General features: G+C 35.8%; 16 protein-coding genes. 4 read left to right on the top strand and 12 right to left on the bottom strand.

Features of this window, described 5'->3' with window-relative positions; translation table 11 throughout:
- Positions 1-2: 2 nt before the first annotated feature.
- Positions 3-761, top strand: coding sequence for an MnmC family methyltransferase (locus LS65_RS04430; protein WP_034363337.1), 759 nt, complete (start codon positions 3-5; stop codon positions 759-761).
- Here the strand turns inward: LS65_RS04430 and murI are convergent.
- From murI to LS65_RS04395, 7 genes are all read right to left on the bottom strand, one after another.
- Positions 753-1,496, bottom strand: coding sequence for a glutamate racemase (murI, locus tag LS65_RS04425; protein WP_034362571.1), 744 nt, complete (start codon positions 1,494-1,496; stop codon positions 753-755). The genes LS65_RS04430 and murI overlap by 9 nt on opposite strands.
- Positions 1,497-1,509: 13 nt before the next feature.
- Entirely contained in the window at positions 1,510-2,796 is a 1,287-nt protein-coding gene (rho, locus tag LS65_RS04420; protein WP_034362573.1) for a transcription termination factor Rho, read from the bottom strand.
- Between the two features lie 138 nt (positions 2,797-2,934).
- Positions 2,935-3,612, bottom strand: a complete 678-nt coding sequence (locus tag LS65_RS04415) for a response regulator (RefSeq protein ID WP_034362576.1) — start codon at positions 3,610-3,612, stop codon at positions 2,935-2,937.
- Positions 3,612-5,063 (bottom strand): sensor histidine kinase, encoded by a 1,452-nt coding sequence (locus tag LS65_RS04410; RefSeq protein ID WP_034362578.1) that lies wholly within the window; start codon positions 5,061-5,063, stop codon positions 3,612-3,614. Before LS65_RS04410 ends, LS65_RS04415 begins: the two co-directional genes overlap by 1 nt.
- The gene (locus LS65_RS04405; RefSeq protein WP_034362580.1) at positions 5,060-6,520 is read right to left on the bottom strand and encodes a hypothetical protein; all 1,461 of its coding nucleotides are present in this window, start codon (positions 6,518-6,520) and stop codon (positions 5,060-5,062) included. The genes LS65_RS04410 and LS65_RS04405 overlap by 4 nt, the downstream gene beginning before the upstream one ends.
- A complete protein-coding gene (uvrC, locus tag LS65_RS04400; protein ID WP_034362583.1) occupies positions 6,517-8,358 on the bottom strand; it encodes an excinuclease ABC subunit UvrC in 1,842 nt (613 codons plus the stop codon). Before uvrC ends, LS65_RS04405 begins: the two co-directional genes overlap by 4 nt.
- Positions 8,348-8,803 carry a hypothetical protein gene (locus LS65_RS04395; RefSeq protein WP_201274329.1) on the bottom strand — a complete coding sequence of 152 codons (456 nt, stop codon included), beginning with the start codon at positions 8,801-8,803 and terminating at the stop codon, positions 8,348-8,350. Before LS65_RS04395 ends, uvrC begins: the two co-directional genes overlap by 11 nt.
- Here LS65_RS04395 and LS65_RS04390 point away from each other — a divergent pair.
- Together LS65_RS04390 and nadB are read left to right on the top strand one after the other, a co-directional pair.
- A complete protein-coding gene (locus LS65_RS04390) occupies positions 8,795-9,016 on the top strand; it encodes a hypothetical protein (protein WP_034362588.1) in 222 nt (73 codons plus the stop codon). The genes LS65_RS04395 and LS65_RS04390 overlap by 9 nt on opposite strands.
- A 4-nt stretch (positions 9,017-9,020) precedes the next feature.
- On the top strand, positions 9,021-10,460 hold the full coding sequence (gene nadB, locus LS65_RS04385; RefSeq protein WP_034362589.1) for an L-aspartate oxidase: 1,440 nt from the start codon (positions 9,021-9,023) through the stop codon (positions 10,458-10,460).
- Between the two features lie 110 nt (positions 10,461-10,570).
- On the opposite strand, the gene LS65_RS04380 is transcribed toward nadB, so the two are convergent.
- From LS65_RS04380 to mnmG, 3 genes are read right to left on the bottom strand one after another with little or no spacing between them, the layout of a single operon-like run.
- Positions 10,571-11,743 carry a glutathionylspermidine synthase family protein gene (locus LS65_RS04380; RefSeq protein ID WP_034362591.1) on the bottom strand — a complete coding sequence of 391 codons (1,173 nt, stop codon included), beginning with the start codon at positions 11,741-11,743 and terminating at the stop codon, positions 10,571-10,573.
- Between the two features lies 1 nt (position 11,744).
- Positions 11,745-12,365 carry a UPF0323 family lipoprotein gene (locus LS65_RS04375; RefSeq protein WP_034362592.1) on the bottom strand — a complete coding sequence of 207 codons (621 nt, stop codon included), beginning with the start codon at positions 12,363-12,365 and terminating at the stop codon, positions 11,745-11,747.
- Positions 12,366-12,409: 44 nt separating this feature from the next.
- Positions 12,410-14,302, bottom strand: a complete 1,893-nt coding sequence (gene mnmG, locus LS65_RS04370; RefSeq protein WP_034362594.1) for a tRNA uridine-5-carboxymethylaminomethyl(34) synthesis enzyme MnmG — start codon at positions 14,300-14,302, stop codon at positions 12,410-12,412.
- A 118-nt stretch (positions 14,303-14,420) separates the two neighbouring features.
- Between mnmG and LS65_RS04365 the strand changes: the two genes are divergently transcribed.
- A complete protein-coding gene (locus tag LS65_RS04365) occupies positions 14,421-15,092 on the top strand; it encodes a Crp/Fnr family transcriptional regulator (protein ID WP_034362595.1) in 672 nt (223 codons plus the stop codon).
- 46 nt (positions 15,093-15,138) lie between these two features.
- Here LS65_RS04365 and LS65_RS04360 read toward each other — a convergent pair whose 3' ends face one another.
- A complete protein-coding gene (locus LS65_RS04360) occupies positions 15,139-17,040 on the bottom strand; it encodes a motility associated factor glycosyltransferase family protein (protein WP_034362596.1) in 1,902 nt (633 codons plus the stop codon).
- Positions 17,041-17,080: 40 nt separating this feature from the next.
- Positions 17,081-18,625 (bottom strand): flagellin B, encoded by a 1,545-nt coding sequence (locus tag LS65_RS04355; protein WP_138129772.1) that lies wholly within the window; start codon positions 18,623-18,625, stop codon positions 17,081-17,083.
- Positions 18,626-18,803: the final 178 nt, after the last annotated feature.

The raw sequence follows: 18,803 nt of genomic DNA, 5'->3' as shown, positions 1-18,803 counted from the left end.
AAGTGAAATCTAATGATTGGTTAAGGCAAAGTAGTGATGGAAGTCTAAGTGCTTATAATAAAGCATTTGATGAATGCTACCATAGTTTAAAAGATGGTGCATTGAGTGAGACACTCTATAAACATATTTATCCATCTTTAGCACATTTAGAATATGTTTTTAAATCTTTGCCAACAACAATAAACGTGCTTGATATATGCTTTGGGCTAGGTTATAATAGCTTCACTCTTCTTGCAATGTTATGCAAAAAAGGCTATGAGGGAACATTAAGAATTTATTCTCCCGAGCAAGATGAGGCGATTTTTTACGCATTACTTGACTTTGACTATCCACCTTTCTTTGCTCCTTATAAAGTATATATGGAAGAGATTCTGTTATTTTTTGCAAATGCACCAGTTTGCACAATAAATGTGTATCGTATTACTATTAATAAAATGATATGTGAGTTTTATATTTATAAGGGTGATGCGCTTGAAATGCTTAATATATTGCCACAGGAGAGTTTTGATATTATTTACCAAGATGCTTTTAGTCCAAAGAAAAATCCTGCCTTATGGAGTGAGGCATATTTTTCACTCCTTGTGTCTCTTTTGCGCTCACAAGGTATTGTTACGACATATTCTCAAAGTAGATCTATCGTGCAAAATGCGCTTAGAGCAGGGCTAAAGGTGTATAATTATGAGAGTGGCATAGTGCGGGGAGGAAGCCTAATGAGTAAGGATACGCTCAATTTCACAAGGCTTAAAGCACGATTAGCTTAACCATTTTTGCGCAATTTTAGTGAGCATAGCAGGATTCTCACTTGCATAAAATTGCAGTGATTTTAAATTGTGCCTTGATGTGAGAGAGAGGTGGGATTCTAAATATTCTACAATTGCTTCACCTGAATGGATAAGGATACTTTGGTCTTTAAAATACGCACCAAGGGCTTTAGCAATAAGTGGGAAATGTGTGCAACCCAAAATAATTGCTTTTGGTGGTGTGCTAATGGAATGAAAGTAATGTTCAAATGTGCTCTCAAGCACTGCACCTTCTAGTATTCCCTCTTCTACCATAGGCACAAAAAGCCCTGTCGCTAGACTTTTAAGATTCCAAAAGCCAATTTTACGTAATCTCATTTCATACTCGCCGGAGTTAATAGTTGCGCGTGTAGCAATGATGAGGATTTGAGAATCTGTATTTTTTAGTTTATTTTGCACAGCTAAAACACCTGGTTCAATCACGCCAACAATGGGAATCTTACTCTTTGCTTGCATTTCTTTGAGGGCATAAGCACTCACGGTATTGCACGCAACGATGAGAATATCAATATTGTGTGGTGCGAAAAAATCAAGGGCTTCAAGTGAAAAACGCACGATAGTTTGCTTGTCTTTCACACCATAAGGCACACGCGCGGTATCGCCATAATAAATAATTTCTTCAAAAAACTTCGCATTAATGAGACTTTTAAGCACACTTAATCCACCAACACCACTATCAAAAACACCTGCTCGCATTATAAACCCTTGCTTATTCTTGCATCATATTTAAAAATTCTTCATTGTTCTTTGTTTGCTTCATTTTAGAATAAATGAAGGTTAATGCCTCGACATCGTCCATTGTGTGCATTACATTGCGAAGCATCCATACTTTGGTAAGATTGTTTTTACCAAGCAAAAGGTCATCTTTGCGTGTTCCACTTTTAAGCACATCAAATGCAGGATAGATTCTGCGGTCGGCGATTGAACGTGCAAGGACAATTTCACTATTGCCTGTGCCTTTAAATTCTTCAAAAATCACTTCGTCCATTCGTGAGCCTGTCTCAATTAAAGCAGTAGCGATAATAGTAAGACTTCCACCTTGCTCAATATTGCGTGCTGCACCAAAGAAACGTTTAGGCTTGTGTAAGGCATTTGCATCAACTCCTCCGCTTAGGACTTTACCACTTGAAGGTGTAGCAGCGTTATATGCACGCGCTAAACGCGTAATAGAATCAAGGAGTATGACCACATCTTTACCCATTTCTACTTTGCGTTTTGCGCTTTCTATAACCAAATCAGCTACGCGGATATGGTTTGTCGCAGGCATATCAAAAGTAGAGCTAAATACTTGCCCTTTAACGCTACGCTCCATATCAGTTACTTCTTCTGGACGTTCATCGACTAAAAGCACCATAAGTTCTACTTCTGGGTGATTGTGTGCGATACCGTGTGCTAATTCTTTCATAAGTTCTGTTTTTCCTGTGCGTGGAGGAGCGACAATGAGTGCGCGTTGTCCCTTGCCGATAGGGCTAAATAAATCTAGCATTCTGCCAGTTACTTTGTTTTGGTCGTATTCTAGTTTAAGCTGTGTTTGTGGAAAAAGAGGAGTGAGGTTATCAAAAAGTGGGCGATTTTTTATTTCCTCAAGCGACATATAGTTAATTGCTTCAATCCTTAGCAAAGCATAATAACGTTCTTGGTCTTTTGGTGCGCGCACTTGCCCGGTTACAATATCGCCATTACGCAAAGCAAAGCGGCGAATTTGTGATTGTGAGATGTAAGTATCATTTTGACTATCAGCGAGACTTTCTGTGAGTGCGCGTAAGAATCCGTGTCCTTCATTCGTGATTTCTAAAATACCTGAAAAGAGTATGTAACCACCTTGATTGACTTGAGCTTTGAGAATCTCAAAAATAAGATCTTGTCTGCGATAATCGCTAGGGTTTTCTACCCCTACTTCTTCAGCAATACCAATAAGTTGTTTGATGCTTTTTGTGCGTAATTCTTCTAGCTGATAACCTTCTACGGGAGTATGAGTTCGTTTATTGTCTGCCATAAGATTCCTTAGTGAAGTTTAAGAAGTATAGAGTATTTAAGTCTCTTAAATACTCTAAATGAAGTCTCTTTGCAAAGAGATAAAATAAAATGCTGATTTTATATAAAACTTTCTTGCGTGTCAAGAGTTTGCACACTTTTAGGGTGTATCCTTTTTGATGTTTTTGCTTAAATCGGGGTGGATTTTATAGACTTTATTCTTGATTTTGATAAGAATCCCTGTATCAATAAGTTGCTTGAAAGTTTTAACAATGGTGGGTTTGCTGACATTTAAATGCTCAATAATATTTTCATAAGAGCCATAGAAAATATTGTCTTCATCGCAATGCTCTAAAAGAAATTGAATAATTGCAATTTTTTTACCACCTACAAAGGTAGCAATCGCATTAATAAGAAGATTTTTTGAAGCAATTTCATCAGCTTGCAAAAAGGGTAATATTGCTTTGTGTAATATATGAAATAATTCCTCGATATTAATTGGTTTTAAGATGTAGCCATCTACACGTAATCTAATTGCATCAAGGAGGTATTTTGTCTCTGTGTGTGCAGTGGTAATCACTACGGGAACATCGGGGTGTATGCTTGAATGACGTATTGCATCAATGAGTTCAATACCATTCATTTTAGGCATAAGAATATCTGTAAGGACTAAATCAACTTTATGAAGCCTAAAAAGATTGAGTGCTTCTTGTCCGTTTTTTGCAACAAGCAAACGTCCTACGTAATCTCCAAGCACCATAGTTGTGAGATTTGCCGTATCAATGTCATCTTCAGCATACAAAATAGTGAGTTTATCTAATGTCTCAGGCGGTGTCATTATTTCTCCTTGTATATTGGTATATGGATTGTAAATTCTGCTCCAAAATATGAATCTCCCCATTGTGTGTTTGATACGCTGATATCACCATTGAATTGACGTTCAATGATTTGCTCTGCCATATAGAGTCCAATGCCTGTGCCTACAGATTTGTGCTTAGTAGTAAAATAAGGCTCAAACACTTTTGATTTATCCTCTAAAGCAATTCCGCCAGCATTATCTCTCACACAAATGACAATATTATATCCTACCTTGCTTAATAAGATTTCTATACGTGGATCTGTAAAATTTTCTTCATTTTGTGCTTTGAGTTTGAGCGCATCAATAGCATTGTTGATAAGGACTAAAATCACTTGCTTAAACGAGTTTTGGTAGCTATCAATACTTAAACCTTTCTTTTTAATCACCACATCAATATGAATTGAATTTTCCTTTAAACGTTCTTTGAGAAGGATAATAGCATCTTCAATACTTTCAGCAAAGGCAAAGGATTCTGTATTTGTCTCTGGGAGAAAGAAATTGCGAAAATTTTCAATCACATTTGACATTTCTGTGGCGATTTTCATACCATATTCTGTTTGCTGTAGCACAAAGTCATTATCAAGCTTGTTTTGCATAGCTTTGCTTTTAAAGCTTTGTATGAGCATTGTCAAGGAATTAAGCGGTTGTCGCCATTGATGAGCAATATTTTGTATCATTTCACCCATAGAGGCAAGTCTTGCTTGTTGATACATTACCAAGTCCTTTTTACGATTCTGCTCGACTTCGTAATGAATTGATTCTTGCAGTTTTGCATTAATCTCTTGTAATTGTTTTGTTTTAGAATCTACAAGTCGCTCTAAAAGGAGATGGTTTGCATCAATTGAGCGGCGAATGGATAGTGTTAGCATCATAATTGTTGCAATTACAATAAATATAAAAATTGTGAGAATAATAAAAGTATGATGATAAAGAGAATCTGTAATTTTTTTGTCATAAAAGGCAATATCAAAAGAAAGGATAAGCTGCTCTTTTAGCAAAGAGGAAATAGTGAATGTGTCATTTTGTGCAAAAGCTTTATCAATAGATTCTCCAATAAAATGTTCTCTATGGAGTAAATTCCGAATTTGATTGTATTGTTCAAGCATAAAAGTTTGTGCATACCAATCACGCAAATGTATGCTTAAAGAATCAACATTTTTATTTGTATTATAAAGTGCGTATTGCTCCCATATATGTCGGAGATTTGGGAGCTCATTTTCATTATATGTATCACTTTTAGCTAAAGGCATTAGCATATGAATATTGTGATTTTGAAACGAGCTTATGTCAAATTCACTTTTTAATCCAATAAGCGCGAGTAGTCCTACACCTATGATAAGTGCAAAACCTATGCTGATAATCCACATTAAAATGGTTGTTTTTGTTTGAAAGGAGATTTTATCAATAAATAAAAGCACAATATTTTTCATACAAGTTCCTTTCCATTAGCGATAGCATCAGCTAAAGCGCGTAAGAGTAAATCATATTGCAAGAAGCAATCTTTATTTTTTTTGAGCGCATAACTTACTTGTTCTTGTAGTTTTTCTTGCGATGAGAGATATGTGATATGTTCTTCATTGAGGGCATTGATATTCTTTTGTAATTTTTCAATATCTGTAAGTATTTGAGATTTATCAAGTATGATTGTATTAATTTCTTTACTCAAAGTGTCAATTTTATCTTTTGGGGATTTTTTATCCACGAGCAAACGCAATGTTTTGTTTTTAGCTTCTAAGCTATTGTTACAAGATTCTAATTTTGTTGTATTGAGTTTAAGTGCGATTTCATCTTGAGTCATAGTGCTTGAGATATGATGAATGCGTTGCTGGAGATTATCAATTTGTTTTTGTATATTTTGTATGTCAAATTCTACATTTCTCTTATGATAAAGTATTTCTTGAATATTAGGCAAAGTCCAAGGATTTCCATTTTTATCGATAATAAGCGGTTTTGTATAAACATTCCCACCAAGCTCGATTGAGCTACCATTGTAAAAATGAATAAAAGCAATCGCATTTTTATCTTCTTGCATACATAGGTCTAAAAGCTCTTTTGCTACAACTTCAAATATAACCCACGCATATTGCTGTATTAAGTTCATACAATACATTGTTTTTGAAGCAGAATCGATATGTTCTAATGGCAAAGTTTCAAGAAAAACTCGTAATTTTCTTACTGAAAAAAAATAAAATTGCTGATTAAATTGAATATTATCAATCTGTGTTAAATGAATATCATCTTGCAAAATCTGTAAGGTGTTTTGCATAATAAGAGATTGAATATTGATAGATTCAAGTGCCTTATCAATGCGTTTTTTGCCCTCAACGCTTAAGACATTCATATGCATTTTGTTATTCATATCGCGTATTTCGTGATTGGTTTGCACCATTTCATAGTCAAATTTTTTAAGTGTAATATTGCCATCTTTAAAAAACAAACCATCTCGTGGTTGTATCCTAAAAACATTTCTTATAGCAACTTTAATAATATCTTTTTTAGTGTTTTGGCATTGTATATCAAGTGTAGAATCTACAAAATCAAAAAAATTTTTCAAATCCTCTTTTGATGGTTCTTTTTCATAAAGTGTATTTTTATGTTTTTTGAGAAAATTACAAATTCTCTGCACATAAATGTTGTATGTATGGTTTTTGATACGCGTAATGATTTGAAGTTGATTTTTATCATAATGCACAAAACAGCCTAAACCACATTGGTCGTAAAAATGCAAAATTGCAAGGCGAATATCATTTTCTGAATCTGGATTTGATTGTAAAAGTGTAAATAACGCATTTTGACTTTGTTCTTTTGCATTTTTAAGCGATTCATTTTTGGCGAAGCACTCTTGTAGAATCTGTAAAGCCTTATCATAAAGAGAATGTGAATTCATATAGATTCTTTAGGTGTGGATTGTTTTTTAAGCACGGCATTAATCTCCTCTTGCGGAGCATTTTGGAGATTACTAAAAGAGCCAAAATATTCTAAAAGTCGTTTAATTTGTGCTTTGCTATATTGATTGTTTCCCATAATTTGCACTTTATTTGTGTCTTTTGTTTTTTTATGGCGATGGTAACTAATCGCATATCGATGTGCTTCATCGCGTAATTTTTGGCATAATTGTAGTCTTTTATCATTTGTTTTTAGTTTAAATTCTGATTCTTTAGTGCGTAATATATCAAGTGCCTTACCCTTTGCACGATAAGCTTTTGCATTATGTTTCATTTTGGCAATGGCTATGACATCGACATTTGCTCCCACACTTTGAAGAATCTCAAGTGCAATATGAATCTGTGCGCTCCCGCCATCAAGTAACCATAAATCAGGCGGAGGATTAGATTCAAATTTTGCTGCCCTACGCTCAAGCATTTCCCTCATTTGTGTATATTCATCGCTTCCACTTAATTCATATCGGCGATATTGCGAAGAGCAAAAGGTATTATCTTCATACACAATCATACCGCCCACATTATGCACACCGCTATGATGAGAAGTATCAAAAACCTCGATTCTATAAGGTATTCTTGTAAGAGTGCATAACTCTTTAAGTGCAAAAAGTGTAGAATCTTCATTTTGTTCTTGCTTGTGAAGACGCAAGATTTCAAGAGCATTTTTTAGTCCAAGTGTAAGCACATCTTTTTTCTTGCCTTTTTGTGGCTGAATGATTTTTACATTGCTTTGTGTTTGGACTTGTAGGAGGGTTTCTAAAGAAGATAAATCCGTAAAAGGAAAATAAGGTATAAGAATCTCTTTGGGCATAAGAGGCAAAGCGGTTTTATAAGTGTTTAAAAGTGCCTGTGTGTAAAGGTTAGGCAGACTTTCATCTTGTATGTCATCGTGTAAAAGCGAAAAATCACTTGAAACAATGCGTCCGTTTCGTATAAAAAGTGTCATTAAAATATGTGTATGAGAGTTATCTTGTGTATCTTTTGCAAGGACAAAGGCATCATAATCTCCACTTCGCATATCGATAATAGATTGATTTTTCATTTGTGAAATTTTACGGATTCTATCACGCATTTTGGCAGCTTCTTCAAATTGCAATGATTGGGAGAGGGTATGCATTTTAGATTCTAGAATCTGTATAAGTTCTTTTTTGTTTTCAAGTAAAGCAATACCTTGTGTGATAAGCTTGGCATATTCTTGCTTAGAAATTTTAGATTCACATGGGGCTAGACATTTATGAATCTCAAAAAATAAACACGCTTTTTTGCCTTTAACACAGGATTTTTTCTGCACAAGCGGTAGCACATCATAGAGGCTTTCTAGCAAATCTCTTGCACCATTAACAAAAGGTCCAAAATACTGAATCTTTGGTGATTTAAGCACTTGACGCGTTGTTTCAAATCGTGGAAATGGCAAAGAAGTATCGATATAGATATAGGGATAAGTTTTATCATCACGTAGGAGAATGTTGTATTTTGGCTTAAGACTTTTAATGAGTGAATTTTCAAGAATAAGTGCATCTTGCTCACTATCTGTCAAAAGTGTATGAATCTGTGCAATTTGGGATACCATAAGTGTGATTCTTGGGCTTAAGTTTGACTTTGGTGCAATACATTCATTTTGGATACTAAAATAGCTTCTAATGCGATTTTTAAGATTCTTTGCTTTACCTACATAGAGGAGATTTCCCGCATTGTCAAAATACTGATAGATACCTGATTGTGTAGGCAAGTGAGTGAGGGTAAAAAGCAAGTTTGGGTTATGCGTATTTGTATTATGTGGCATTTTGGGCTTCCCATATTCGTTTAATGCTTAAACGAAGAGATTCAAATTTATCATAGATGTATTTATTTTTGGCTCGATTTTCAAATTCTCCATCAGAATGTTCATAAAAGCGGATAGGTGGAGATGGTGGGAGTGGCGGAGTGAGAATATGGTTTGGCACATAAGCGTATATTTTTTGAATAGAGCTCAATGTAGGGAAGAGTTCTTTGTGTTGTTTTAAACTCTCTATTATGTGTTTATGCTTATAATGATTAAATTCTATGCACAGAGATTTATGTTTGAAGGCAAAGAGAAGCTGGTCATTTTTAGGAAAAATAAAGAGAATCTGTTCTCTTTCAAGAGGTGTAAGAAAGATATTTTTGAAGCGCGCAATATCGCTTTGTTGCTGTAATTTGTGAGCAAGAGCAGGGGATTCCTGCTTGAGATTGGAGAGTATATGACGCATAGTAATTATTTTCATAAAGTAATTTTAGCACAATTAGCATTTATTTTTGTGTTGATGTGCGCTGGTTGTGGTTATAAAACAAAACCATTTTATAAGCAAGATTCCAAAAATGAAAGCTTTATTGCCCCAAAATCACAAACAAATGAGCAAAGAATGCTGTTTCAGGGTATAGATTCTAAGCCATCACCAAGCTATGAAGAATATGAGGAATAATATTATGGGACAATATGATGTGATTATTATTGGTGCAGGAGTAGCAGGGCTATATTGTGCTGCTGCCCTTCCTCCTCACCTTAAGGTATTGATTTTATGTAAGGCACAGCCGTGGGAATGCAATACTTTTTATGCACAAGGCGGTATAAGCATAGCAAAAGATAAAAATGATGTGCCTTTACATACACAAGATACACTTTCAGCAGGGGCAAATCTCAATAATATAGAATGTGTAGAGTTGCTTACAAATAATAGTCTAGTTGTGCTTGATGAGCTTATACAAAGCGATTTTATGTTTGATAAAGATGAAAATGGTGCATTGCTCTATGCACAGGAGGGAGGGCATAGCAAGGCGCGTATTGTGCATTCAGGAGGTGATGCTACTGGGCGGAATCTCCATACTCATCTTATTGGCAGACTTCGTGCAACATTATGGAAAAATGCAGAAGTGGTAGATCTACTTATTGAAGAGGATAAATGCTATGGTGTATGTGTGCAGACAAAATCTGGATTGCATAATCTCTATGCACATCATATAGTTATTGCAAGTGGGGGTGTTGGGGGATTATTTAAATATCATACAAATGCCTATACAATCAGTAGCGACATACACGGCATTATTTTAGAGCATAATCTTGCTTTGCAAGATATGGAGATGCTCCAATTTCACCCAACTGCATATGTGCAGAATCCTCAAGCAAGAAAATATCTTATTTCTGAAGCAGTGCGAGGTGAGGGTGGAGTGATTATAGATAGGGAAGGTAAAAGATTCTTATTTGATTATGACAAGCGAGGGGAGCTTGCTCCACGTGATATTGTAGCACGAGGGATTATGGATTATTGTTTAAAGCATAGCCAAGAAGCTTTTTTGGATTTAAGTGCATTTACTTTTGAGGGTTTTAAAGCGCGTTTTCCTAATATATATCGTGATTTAAGCACCTTTTTAGATATTCCACATAAGCCTATTCCTATTTCTCCTGCCTTTCATTACTCAATGGGAGGCATTGCGGTAGATTCAAATGGGCAGCTCAAAGGTATGAGTAATCTGTATGCAGTGGGAGAATGTGCGTGTAATGGACTGCACGGAGCTAATCGTCTAGCTTCAAACTCGCTTCTTGAGGGACTTGTCTTTGGTAAGAGGGTTGCTCAACATATTGTAGAGAATCCTACACGCACGCGTATCGCACATTTTCCACTTTGTAATGAGGTGCTTGAAAAAGAAGGCGATAGTAAGCTTAAAAATGTTTTGCGTAATATTATGTGGGATAAAGTAGGAATTATCCGCTCTCAAAGTGGATTAGATTCTGCACTTGGTGGGATTGAAGTGATGTTAGAATCTCATATCGGGCGTATGTTGCGATTGCGATTGCTTGTAGCAAAAAAGATTGTGCAATCTGCATTAAAACGCAAACAAAGTCTAGGAGCTCACTTTAGGGTGGATTGATGCTTTTGTTACTTCAGATAGAAGTGCTTTATTTTCTGCCAAATGTAAATGATGCAAAAAAAGCTATGCTAGGCTATATCCACAAAAGTCAAGTTGATTTAAAATAGTAACTAGTGAATACAATGGCTTACAAATTTTGAGTAATTATCAATGATAAGCCCACCTTTACGGAATCCTAAGCCACAAGATTCATAAGCAAAAAAGACATTTGGTTGATAAAATGCACCATTGTGAGTATTTAGCTCATAAAAGGCTTGATACACAGGCTTGTGATTACCATAAATGCCACTTTTAGATTCTATACTTTGCCCTTGTGCATTGAAAATCTCTATATTTGCACCCTCACGCCCAAATGCCCTTTTGCATACCTGTTTGATATTTTGCAGAGGTGAGAAATCAGCAGGAAGTAGCAAAGGGTGATTAGGAAATAAATCCCATAGAATCTTTAACATTCTTTTACTTTGAAAAAGCAATGTGTAAGCAGGATTAAGAAAAATTGTATTATGATTTTGCATCATTTCGCTTATTAAAAGTGCGAGTTCAGGCTCGTCAATAGCGATGTTCTCCCACGGAATGAGTTTAAAAAGGAATTCATAATTTATACCATTATGGCTTAAACCCTCTGTGGGGGAAAAATGAACTTCATCTATGGGTGCAAATCCACAAGCAAAGCCAGATTCTTTAGCGATATACTCTAAAAAGCGCGTAGTTGTAATGTCCTCATAAGAATCTGAAATGCAAGAAAATAGAATTTTCCAACCCTCATATAGCTCCTCAAAGCGAGAAGTATCATCTTCAAGGGTGATTAATCGCTTAAAGTTTTCACTCAAAGCATTATGGATATTATTAAATTGTGCCTCTTCATCAAGCCCATTATGCTTAAGTAATGCCCATTGCATAAGTGCGCTTTCATAGAGCATAGTGGGTGTATCTGCATTAAATTCTAAAAGTTTAATCGGTGTGCCATCAAGCCCGCCAGCCAAATCAAACCGCCCATATAAATGCCAATGTATATCTTCTTCCCAGCTTTGTTTTATCGCACCAATAAGGCTTGGTGGAATGTCTAGCTCAAAGAATAAGTCGTTTTTTATCACATACTCTCCAGCTTCTATAAACATATCATAAAGCTCATTTCCTGCTTCATAAAATAACTCTGCCTCTCCCTCGCTAATATGTATAAGTTCATCACTAAGATATGAGGTATTGTCCATATCTGTATGCCAAGTAAGCCCCATAGATTCTAAAACATTTTTATCAGGAAGTGAAATATTAGTAATTGTCATATTAACTCCCCATACTGCCTGCATTTCTGTTTGTGCTTGTTGATTGAGAGCTATTGCCCCCCCCAAAGAATCCACTTTTGCCACCACTTGCCTTGTTTGCGCTACTTGCACCTGCTTTAGTATTGTTGAAACTATTTTTGCTTCGTTCATAGGCTTGAGGCGATTTGTAATTGCGTTGAGAATTTGCTTGATAGTTAGGATTATTGAAGAGTTTATTACCGATATAGCTACCAAGAATTGCTCCTGCAGCACTTGCAAGTATTGCTCCGCCTAAACCTAAGCCACCGCCATTTGGATTTGTAAGCTGACTTTGTCCTGAATCAATAGCAACTTCTTCTTGTTTGATAAGTTCATCAATTTCTTCTTGTGAGAGGAGTCGTTCTTGTCCATTTTTATCTTTAAGCATTACACGTGTTTGTTCACTTGGATATTCTTCAAGCACCTTATAGCTTCCGTCATTTTGCTCTTCAATGATAACAAATGCACCATTTTTTTGGCTATTTTGCAAGGTGCTATTAAGCTCATTTGAATTGTTTTGCTCACAGGCATTAAGAGCAAAAATAGCCATAACGCTTAATCCCCCAACCATCGCATAATTTTTAATCTTATGAATATGCTTCATAGAATCTCCTTATGTTTTTAAGAAATATGAGATTATACCAAAACTTATGCCATTTTTTTATGATGCAAATGGATATATAAATGCAAAACATCAAGGCTTGCAGGTGTGATACCACTAATCTCACTTGCTTCAAATAAGCTTTTGGGAGTGAATTTTTTTAATTTTTCAATAACTTCAAGACTAAGTCCGGGAATATTATCAAAGGTAAAATCTCTAGGAATCTCCACTTGCAACATTTGCTCCATTTGTCCTATTTGTTCTTTTTGTTTGTGTATATAATCAAAATATTTAGATTCTATAAAAATTTGCTCAAGTGCGCTTTCACTTATAGAATCTATATTTTCTACACCACAATGTGTCAAAAGCTTTCGTAGGCGAGGAAAATCTAATTCCTCACGACCAATAATATGGATAAGTAGTGTTTTATCAGCAATAGGAGAAAGCCCGAGTGAAGTGAGCATAGCAAGATTGCTTGATGAAGGTGTGAGATGATGAGTTTGTAGATATTCCATTGTGCGTTCAATATGAGATTTATCCGTCATTGTTTGTGTATAACGCACTTCATCTATCAAACCAAATTCATACGCATAAGATCCAAGACGCAAATACGCATTGTCTTCTCGCAGCAAAAGACGATATTCAGCACGTGAAGTAAAAACACGATAAGGCTCTTTTGTGCCTTTTGTTACCAAATCATCAATCATTACACCAATATAAGCCTCATTTCGCGCAAGAGTAAAAGATTTATTTTGCAAAGAAAGTGCAGCATTAATCCCTGCCATAATACCTTGTGCAGCAGCTTCTTCATAACCTGTTGTGCCATTAATTTGTCCTGCAAGAAAAAGATTTGCACATTTTTTTGTTTCAAGTGTATGATAAAGTTCAGTAGGTTCAACATAATCATACTCAATCGCATAACCATAGCGCGTAATATGTGCGTTTTCTAAACCTTTAATGCTATGAATCACCGCTTCTTGCACATCAATAGGAAGTGAAGTAGAAAGTCCATTAATGTAGTATTCTACTGCTTCTTGTGTTTGTGGTTCTAAAAAGAGTTGATGACGATTTTTATCAGCAAAGCGATTGACTTTATCTTCAATACTTGGACAATAACGGGGTCCTACACCCTCAATTTGCCCTGTAAAAAGTGGCGCACGATGAAAGTTTTCTCGAATAATGCGATGTGTATTTTCATTTGTGTAAGTTACATAGCAGGGAAGTTGTGTAGGATTAAAATTTGTTGTCTTGTAGCTAAAATGAGGTGGATTCATATCGCCATTATGCACCTCAAGCTGACTAAAATCAATACTTCTCCCATCGATTCTTGCACAAGTGCCAGTTTTTAATCGTCCTAGTGTTAGTCCCATATCTTGTAATGAGTTGCTAAGATTCTGTGGGCTCATTTCACCAAATCGCCCATTTTGTAGCTTTGTCTCTCCAATATGCACAAGCCCTCGTAAAAAAGTCCCAGTAGTAAGGATAATTCTTTTAGCATAATAGGTTTTTCCTATATTTGTTTTTATACCTTTGGCAACATAGCGTCCTTGAGAATCTTTTTCATAAATGAGGGATTCTGCACTTTCTTGAGAGATTGTTAGATTAGGAGTATGAAGAGCTATTTCTTTAGCAAAAATACTATATCTATCCATATCAATTTGTGCTCTTGTGCCACGCACTGCTGGACCTTTAGAGGAATTTAAGATTCTAAATTGTATGCCACATTTATCAGTAATCTCACCCATAACACCACCAAGCGCATCTATTTCTTTGACTAAGTGTCCTTTTCCTAATCCGCCTACTGCAGGATTGCAACTTGCAAGGGCGAGATTCTGTATGAGAAGCGTAATAAGGTGAGTTTTTGCCCCCATTTTTGCACTCGCAATACTTGCTTCTAATCCCGCGTGTCCGCCACCAATTACCAAAACATCATATTCCATAATATGATACTCCTTTAATCTAAAATAACTGAATCTAAAAAATGAACGCATTTTATTATTATTTGGTTACTTTTGCTACTATCTGTGATAATTAAAAGGTTAGTATAAGGGTAAATGAATGAAAAAGAGGGCTTTAAAACTTGTTTTTGCGCAGATGAGTGAGAAAAGTTTAGAATCTTTGGAGGCTATTACAAAATTACATTATGTAGAAAAAAATGGTATTTTGCACTATGAAGGTGAGATTATTGATTATGCGTGTTTTCTTGCGCGAGGCAAGGTAGAAATCTATAAAATGGATAAAAATGATAATGAGTTGTTTCTTTGCTATGTAGATTGTCTTTCACAGGGGAAAAGACTTATTAATGCTTTTGGGGATTTTGTGTCTTATGAAACAAATGCAAATGTAAAGGGTGCAGAACCAAGTGAAATTGTAATGATTGAGCTTGATAAGCTTTCTGTGCTTGTGCAAAAGAATCTTGAGATAAGTAATGCCATAATGCGTGAATTTATGGATAAAACGATTGTATTTAAGAATTTTGTTAATTTTCAAACAATATATGATAGTGCTTCACGTGTAGCGTATTTTCTCTATACAAGGATTGATTATTTTAATCAAACCCAACGTCAAATTATTGCACGAGAGTTAAATATTCAAATCGAGACATTAAGTAGAATCTTGCAAAAAATGTTTCAACAAGGACTTATTGCAAAAGATGAGCACAATGATATTTATATTAAAGACACTACGCTCTTTACAAAAATATTTGGCAATATGAAGAAAATAGATTAGATGTGATTGTGATTTTAAGGTTTTCGCACCTTAATCTTGTAAGATTCTAATGCTCCCAAGATTCTAATGCTTTTTTAACAACTTCAATAACACTATCCATACCACCTGCTAAAGAAAATAACCAATACTTATGCGCATAAATAAGTTCAGCTTGTTTGATAAGTTTTGTTTCTTCGTTATTTGCAGGCATTACTAATATCTTTGCTATATCCATTTCTTGATGAAAAATATAAGATTGAAGTGCGTCCATAAAACACTCACGGAATCTTTTATCATCAAAGAGTTCTTTTACTTCTTGGATTCTGTCTATACATTTTTGTAATTCTTCGCTTTTAAGTTCATTTAAACGATTAGCTTGATTCAGTTCTTCAAATCGTTCTGTAAGTGCTGCTACCTCTAAAAATACTTCTTCTACAAAAGCTTTATCTTTTAAACCCAAATCAATCCATTCTTGTGTTTTTTGCCGCACTTTAGCAAGATTCGCACTTGATTTTTCTGCAGTTGGATAGGTTAGGGTAATAAGTGATTTTTTCTTTGAAGTATCGATGAGTTTGATAGCTTCAGAAAAAGGCATCTCTTTTGTGCCATGTATTCGCGCTCCTCCCTCTGTGGCATTAATAACCTCAATGGGATAGGGTGTATTTGCAATATCACGTTCATAGAATGTTAAAAAGAGCTTCCAAATTTTGGTAGATTCTACCATACCGCCGCCTCCGTATTTTTCCACCATAATTTTTTGTCCCTTTTTTTCCATAGCTTCGGGGCTAATCTCATTTGTTCCATATACTGCATCTTTTGCGTGAGAAGTGCCATCTTCACCAAAGGCTAAATCCTGTCCAATAATAATACATCTTTTGAATCTTGAATGCACGACAAGTTCGTATGCCATATTTGCTGCACTCATACCAATGCCTAAATAGCCATATTCTGGAATATCAAAATAGTTTGTATAACCAAAAGGACGTAAAGAATATTGCACTATGTCGCCTTTAAGCGATTCTTTGAGACGTTTATGCACAATGGAAGTAATGGCAAAGATAACATCTTTATGAGCCTCTTTGGGTGTGTCTTCGTAGAATCTTGCTGTAAGATCCACGCGTTCAAGTGAAAAGACAACATCAGGTTTAATACCCTCTTTGGCGAGAATAGGAAAGGAAGCGTCAATACAAAAGATTGTAGCATAGTCTTGAATCTGTTTTAAATATGGAAGTTGTTTGCTTAGACTAGGACCTGTGGCAACAATAATGGCAGTATCTTTGCCTTTAAGGTGAGCAAGGAGTTCAATCAAAGTGGGTGATTTCACAACATCAGGAAGATTCTGTATATGATGTGAAATACCAATAATAGAATCTCTACTATCATTTCCTACGCTAATGACACTATGTTCAATAGCGTGAATGAAAAGCTTATTGATTTTAAGATAAAGGTCAGCATATAATTCATAATACGTGTTAAAAAGGTGCAAATCATAAGTTTTTGAGTAGATTTTAGCATCGCGATTTGTGGCAAAAAGTGCGTCAATATGCGTGAAATCGCACTTCCCAGCCTCCAAAAATACAATACGTTTCTCTAGAATTTCCTTGCTAAAGTCCATAAAATGCAGAGCGATAAAGAGGAGTTCAAACTCGGGCTCAAGCACGACAACGCGCTTTAAAAGTTCATTTTGTAAGAGAATCTTATACAGCACACCATTCCCTACACCAAAAAAATACAAATATGGATAGTGGGAATACCCGCTAAGATCGCGGATCTTCTCATTGATTTCATCAAGAGGATTACGTGTAAAGAGCGGGGTATTACTCCGTTTATCGATAATATTGATATTTAAAGGATCGTTACCGACAAAGACCTCATAGTGTAGATTTGGCTTAAACTCATTTAGTCGTAATGCAAGGGCAGGTGAGCGCACCGCCAATGCAGAGAGATTAAGGCTAAAAAAATCTTGCATAGTTTTATAATCTTTATTATGTTTAGATTACGCACTTTGTCTATTGGAGCAATCGAAGTACGTTTTGTTGCACTGCATTTGCTTGTGCCATTGCAAAGCTACCGCTTTGAGCCAAAACATTATGTTTAGAGAATGTTGCAGATTCTGAAGCAAAATCCACATCGCGGATTTGAGATTCTGCAGCCTTAACATTAACTTGTGTAACAGAGACATTGTTGATTGTTGCAACAAGCTGCATTTGTGCCGAACCAAGATCTGCACGAAGTTTATCAAGCTGAATCCTTGCAGATTCTGCCATATCCATAACAACCATTGCACCTCTAAGGCTTGTAACACCAGCACCGATACCATCAAAATGAAGATTAGCTTGTGCAACATTTGGATTAGCTCCGCAAGCTGATGCAATATTTGAATCCATTTCACCACGCACATAGCGGAGATTTGCAGTATATTCAGCAATACCCTGTGCAGAGTGAAATCCTATATGGCTATAATTTATCCCACTCACTATAATATCTCTTGCATCTGTTCTAATGAGTGTTAAACGTCCTATAATAGCGTGGTCTGTGCCAGAAATCCCAGCAAAGTTTCCACCACCGAAAACTTTTCCGCTATCACCTTCAGTTTGGATAGAAATTGCGCGTCCATCAAGACTACGCACATTCATACGTCCTGTAATATCCGTATAAGCTTCAACTCCTGTGCGCTCTTTGATGGTATTAATAGCATTCAACAATCGTCCATCAGAGTCATTTTTGCGCACATCATTGACATTTCCTATTGTTACGCCATTTATTACTAAGCCTCTCACTGTTCCAGAAAGCACAGGCACATCACCTGTTGCCATAACTTGCCACGCTGCACGCACTCCGAGTGTATCGGAATATTTGTTAATAACTTCGGTTAAAACACCTATACCTGTTCCTGCAGATGTAGAAATCTTGACAGTTTCGGTTTCGTAATCGTGCTTTCCATCAACTTGTCGAAATTTTAACATTACTTCTGTGAGGTTTGAAGCTGCACCAGAAGCAAGCATACCTATACCACCAAATGAACCACTTTCCATACGAACATGTCCAATTTTGTCTGAACTTGTAGGACCAATAGAGGCTTTAACGGTAGTGTTTGAATATGCTCCGATTTGAAATTCTTTATTAGAAAATGCACCAGAAAGCATTTGTTGCCCATTATAGCTTGTCGTATTAGCGATATTATCAAGTTCTTCAAGTAAGCGAATAATATCACTCTGCAATGCTTTTCTTGTTTCATTGCTTTGCCCATCTTGAGCTGCTTGAATAGCTTTTGTCTTAATAGTATCTAAGATTTTAAGCTGCTCGTCCATTGCTTTATCTGCAACTTGTATTATACCAATGGCATCATTGGCATTGCGCACAGCTTGTCCCAAACCTTCACTTTGGCTTCTCAAACTATCGGCAATTGCCATACCTGAAGCATCATCAGCTGCTTTGTTTAAGCGCAAACCAGAACTTAGCTTTTCAAGAGAGTTATGGAGACTTCTGTTGTTTTGCACACCAATGGTGTGGGCAGTAAGGGCGGAAATGTTTGTGTTTATCCTAAAACTCATTTTTGCATCCTTTGCTAAACTTTTTTTTGTTTGTGTCGATTAAGCAAAATGTATTCCATAAAATAATCTTTCATTTTTGAGTGATGTTTTAGAAAAAAAGGACATAACAAAATGATGAAAATATTTAGAATCTGTGCTAAAATCCAGCTTTTAAAATATGAGAGATAGCTAAAAGGGT

The sequence above is a fragment of the Helicobacter japonicus genome (genome assembly GCF_000762845.2).
GTDB lineage: Bacteria > Campylobacterota > Campylobacteria > Campylobacterales > Helicobacteraceae > Helicobacter_C > Helicobacter_C japonicus.
This window is presented reverse-complemented; position numbering and strand designations above follow the sequence as displayed.

Excerpts from the sequence above, each read along its gene's own strand:
- LS65_RS04375 (WP_034362592.1), bottom strand. The coding sequence starts at position 12,365 with ATGAAGCATATTCATAAGATTAAAAATTATGCGATGGTTGGGGGATTA.
- LS65_RS04415 (WP_034362576.1), bottom strand. The coding sequence starts at position 3,612 with ATGACACCGCCTGAGACATTAGATAAACTCACTATTTTGTATGCTGAA.
- LS65_RS04365 (WP_034362595.1), top strand. The coding sequence starts at position 14,421 with ATGAAAAAGAGGGCTTTAAAACTTGTTTTTGCGCAGATGAGTGAGAAA.
- LS65_RS04410 (WP_034362578.1), bottom strand. The coding sequence starts at position 5,063 with ATGAAAAATATTGTGCTTTTATTTATTGATAAAATCTCCTTTCAAACA.
- LS65_RS04360 (WP_034362596.1), bottom strand. The coding sequence starts at position 17,040 with ATGCAAGATTTTTTTAGCCTTAATCTCTCTGCATTGGCGGTGCGCTCA.
- LS65_RS04405 (WP_034362580.1), bottom strand. The coding sequence starts at position 6,520 with ATGAATTCACATTCTCTTTATGATAAGGCTTTACAGATTCTACAAGAG.
- rho (WP_034362573.1), bottom strand. The coding sequence starts at position 2,796 with ATGGCAGACAATAAACGAACTCATACTCCCGTAGAAGGTTATCAGCTA.
- LS65_RS04380 (WP_034362591.1), bottom strand. The coding sequence starts at position 11,743 with ATGACAATTACTAATATTTCACTTCCTGATAAAAATGTTTTAGAATCT.
- LS65_RS04355 (WP_138129772.1), bottom strand. The coding sequence starts at position 18,625 with ATGAGTTTTAGGATAAACACAAACATTTCCGCCCTTACTGCCCACACC.
- LS65_RS04390 (WP_034362588.1), top strand. The coding sequence starts at position 8,795 with ATGACGCATAGTAATTATTTTCATAAAGTAATTTTAGCACAATTAGCA.
- nadB (WP_034362589.1), top strand. The coding sequence starts at position 9,021 with ATGGGACAATATGATGTGATTATTATTGGTGCAGGAGTAGCAGGGCTA.
- mnmG (WP_034362594.1), bottom strand. The coding sequence starts at position 14,302 with ATGGAATATGATGTTTTGGTAATTGGTGGCGGACACGCGGGATTAGAA.
- LS65_RS04395 (WP_201274329.1), bottom strand. The coding sequence starts at position 8,803 with ATGCGTCATATACTCTCCAATCTCAAGCAGGAATCCCCTGCTCTTGCT.
- uvrC (WP_034362583.1), bottom strand. The coding sequence starts at position 8,358 with ATGCCACATAATACAAATACGCATAACCCAAACTTGCTTTTTACCCTC.
- murI (WP_034362571.1), bottom strand. The coding sequence starts at position 1,496 with ATGCGAGCAGGTGTTTTTGATAGTGGTGTTGGTGGATTAAGTGTGCTT.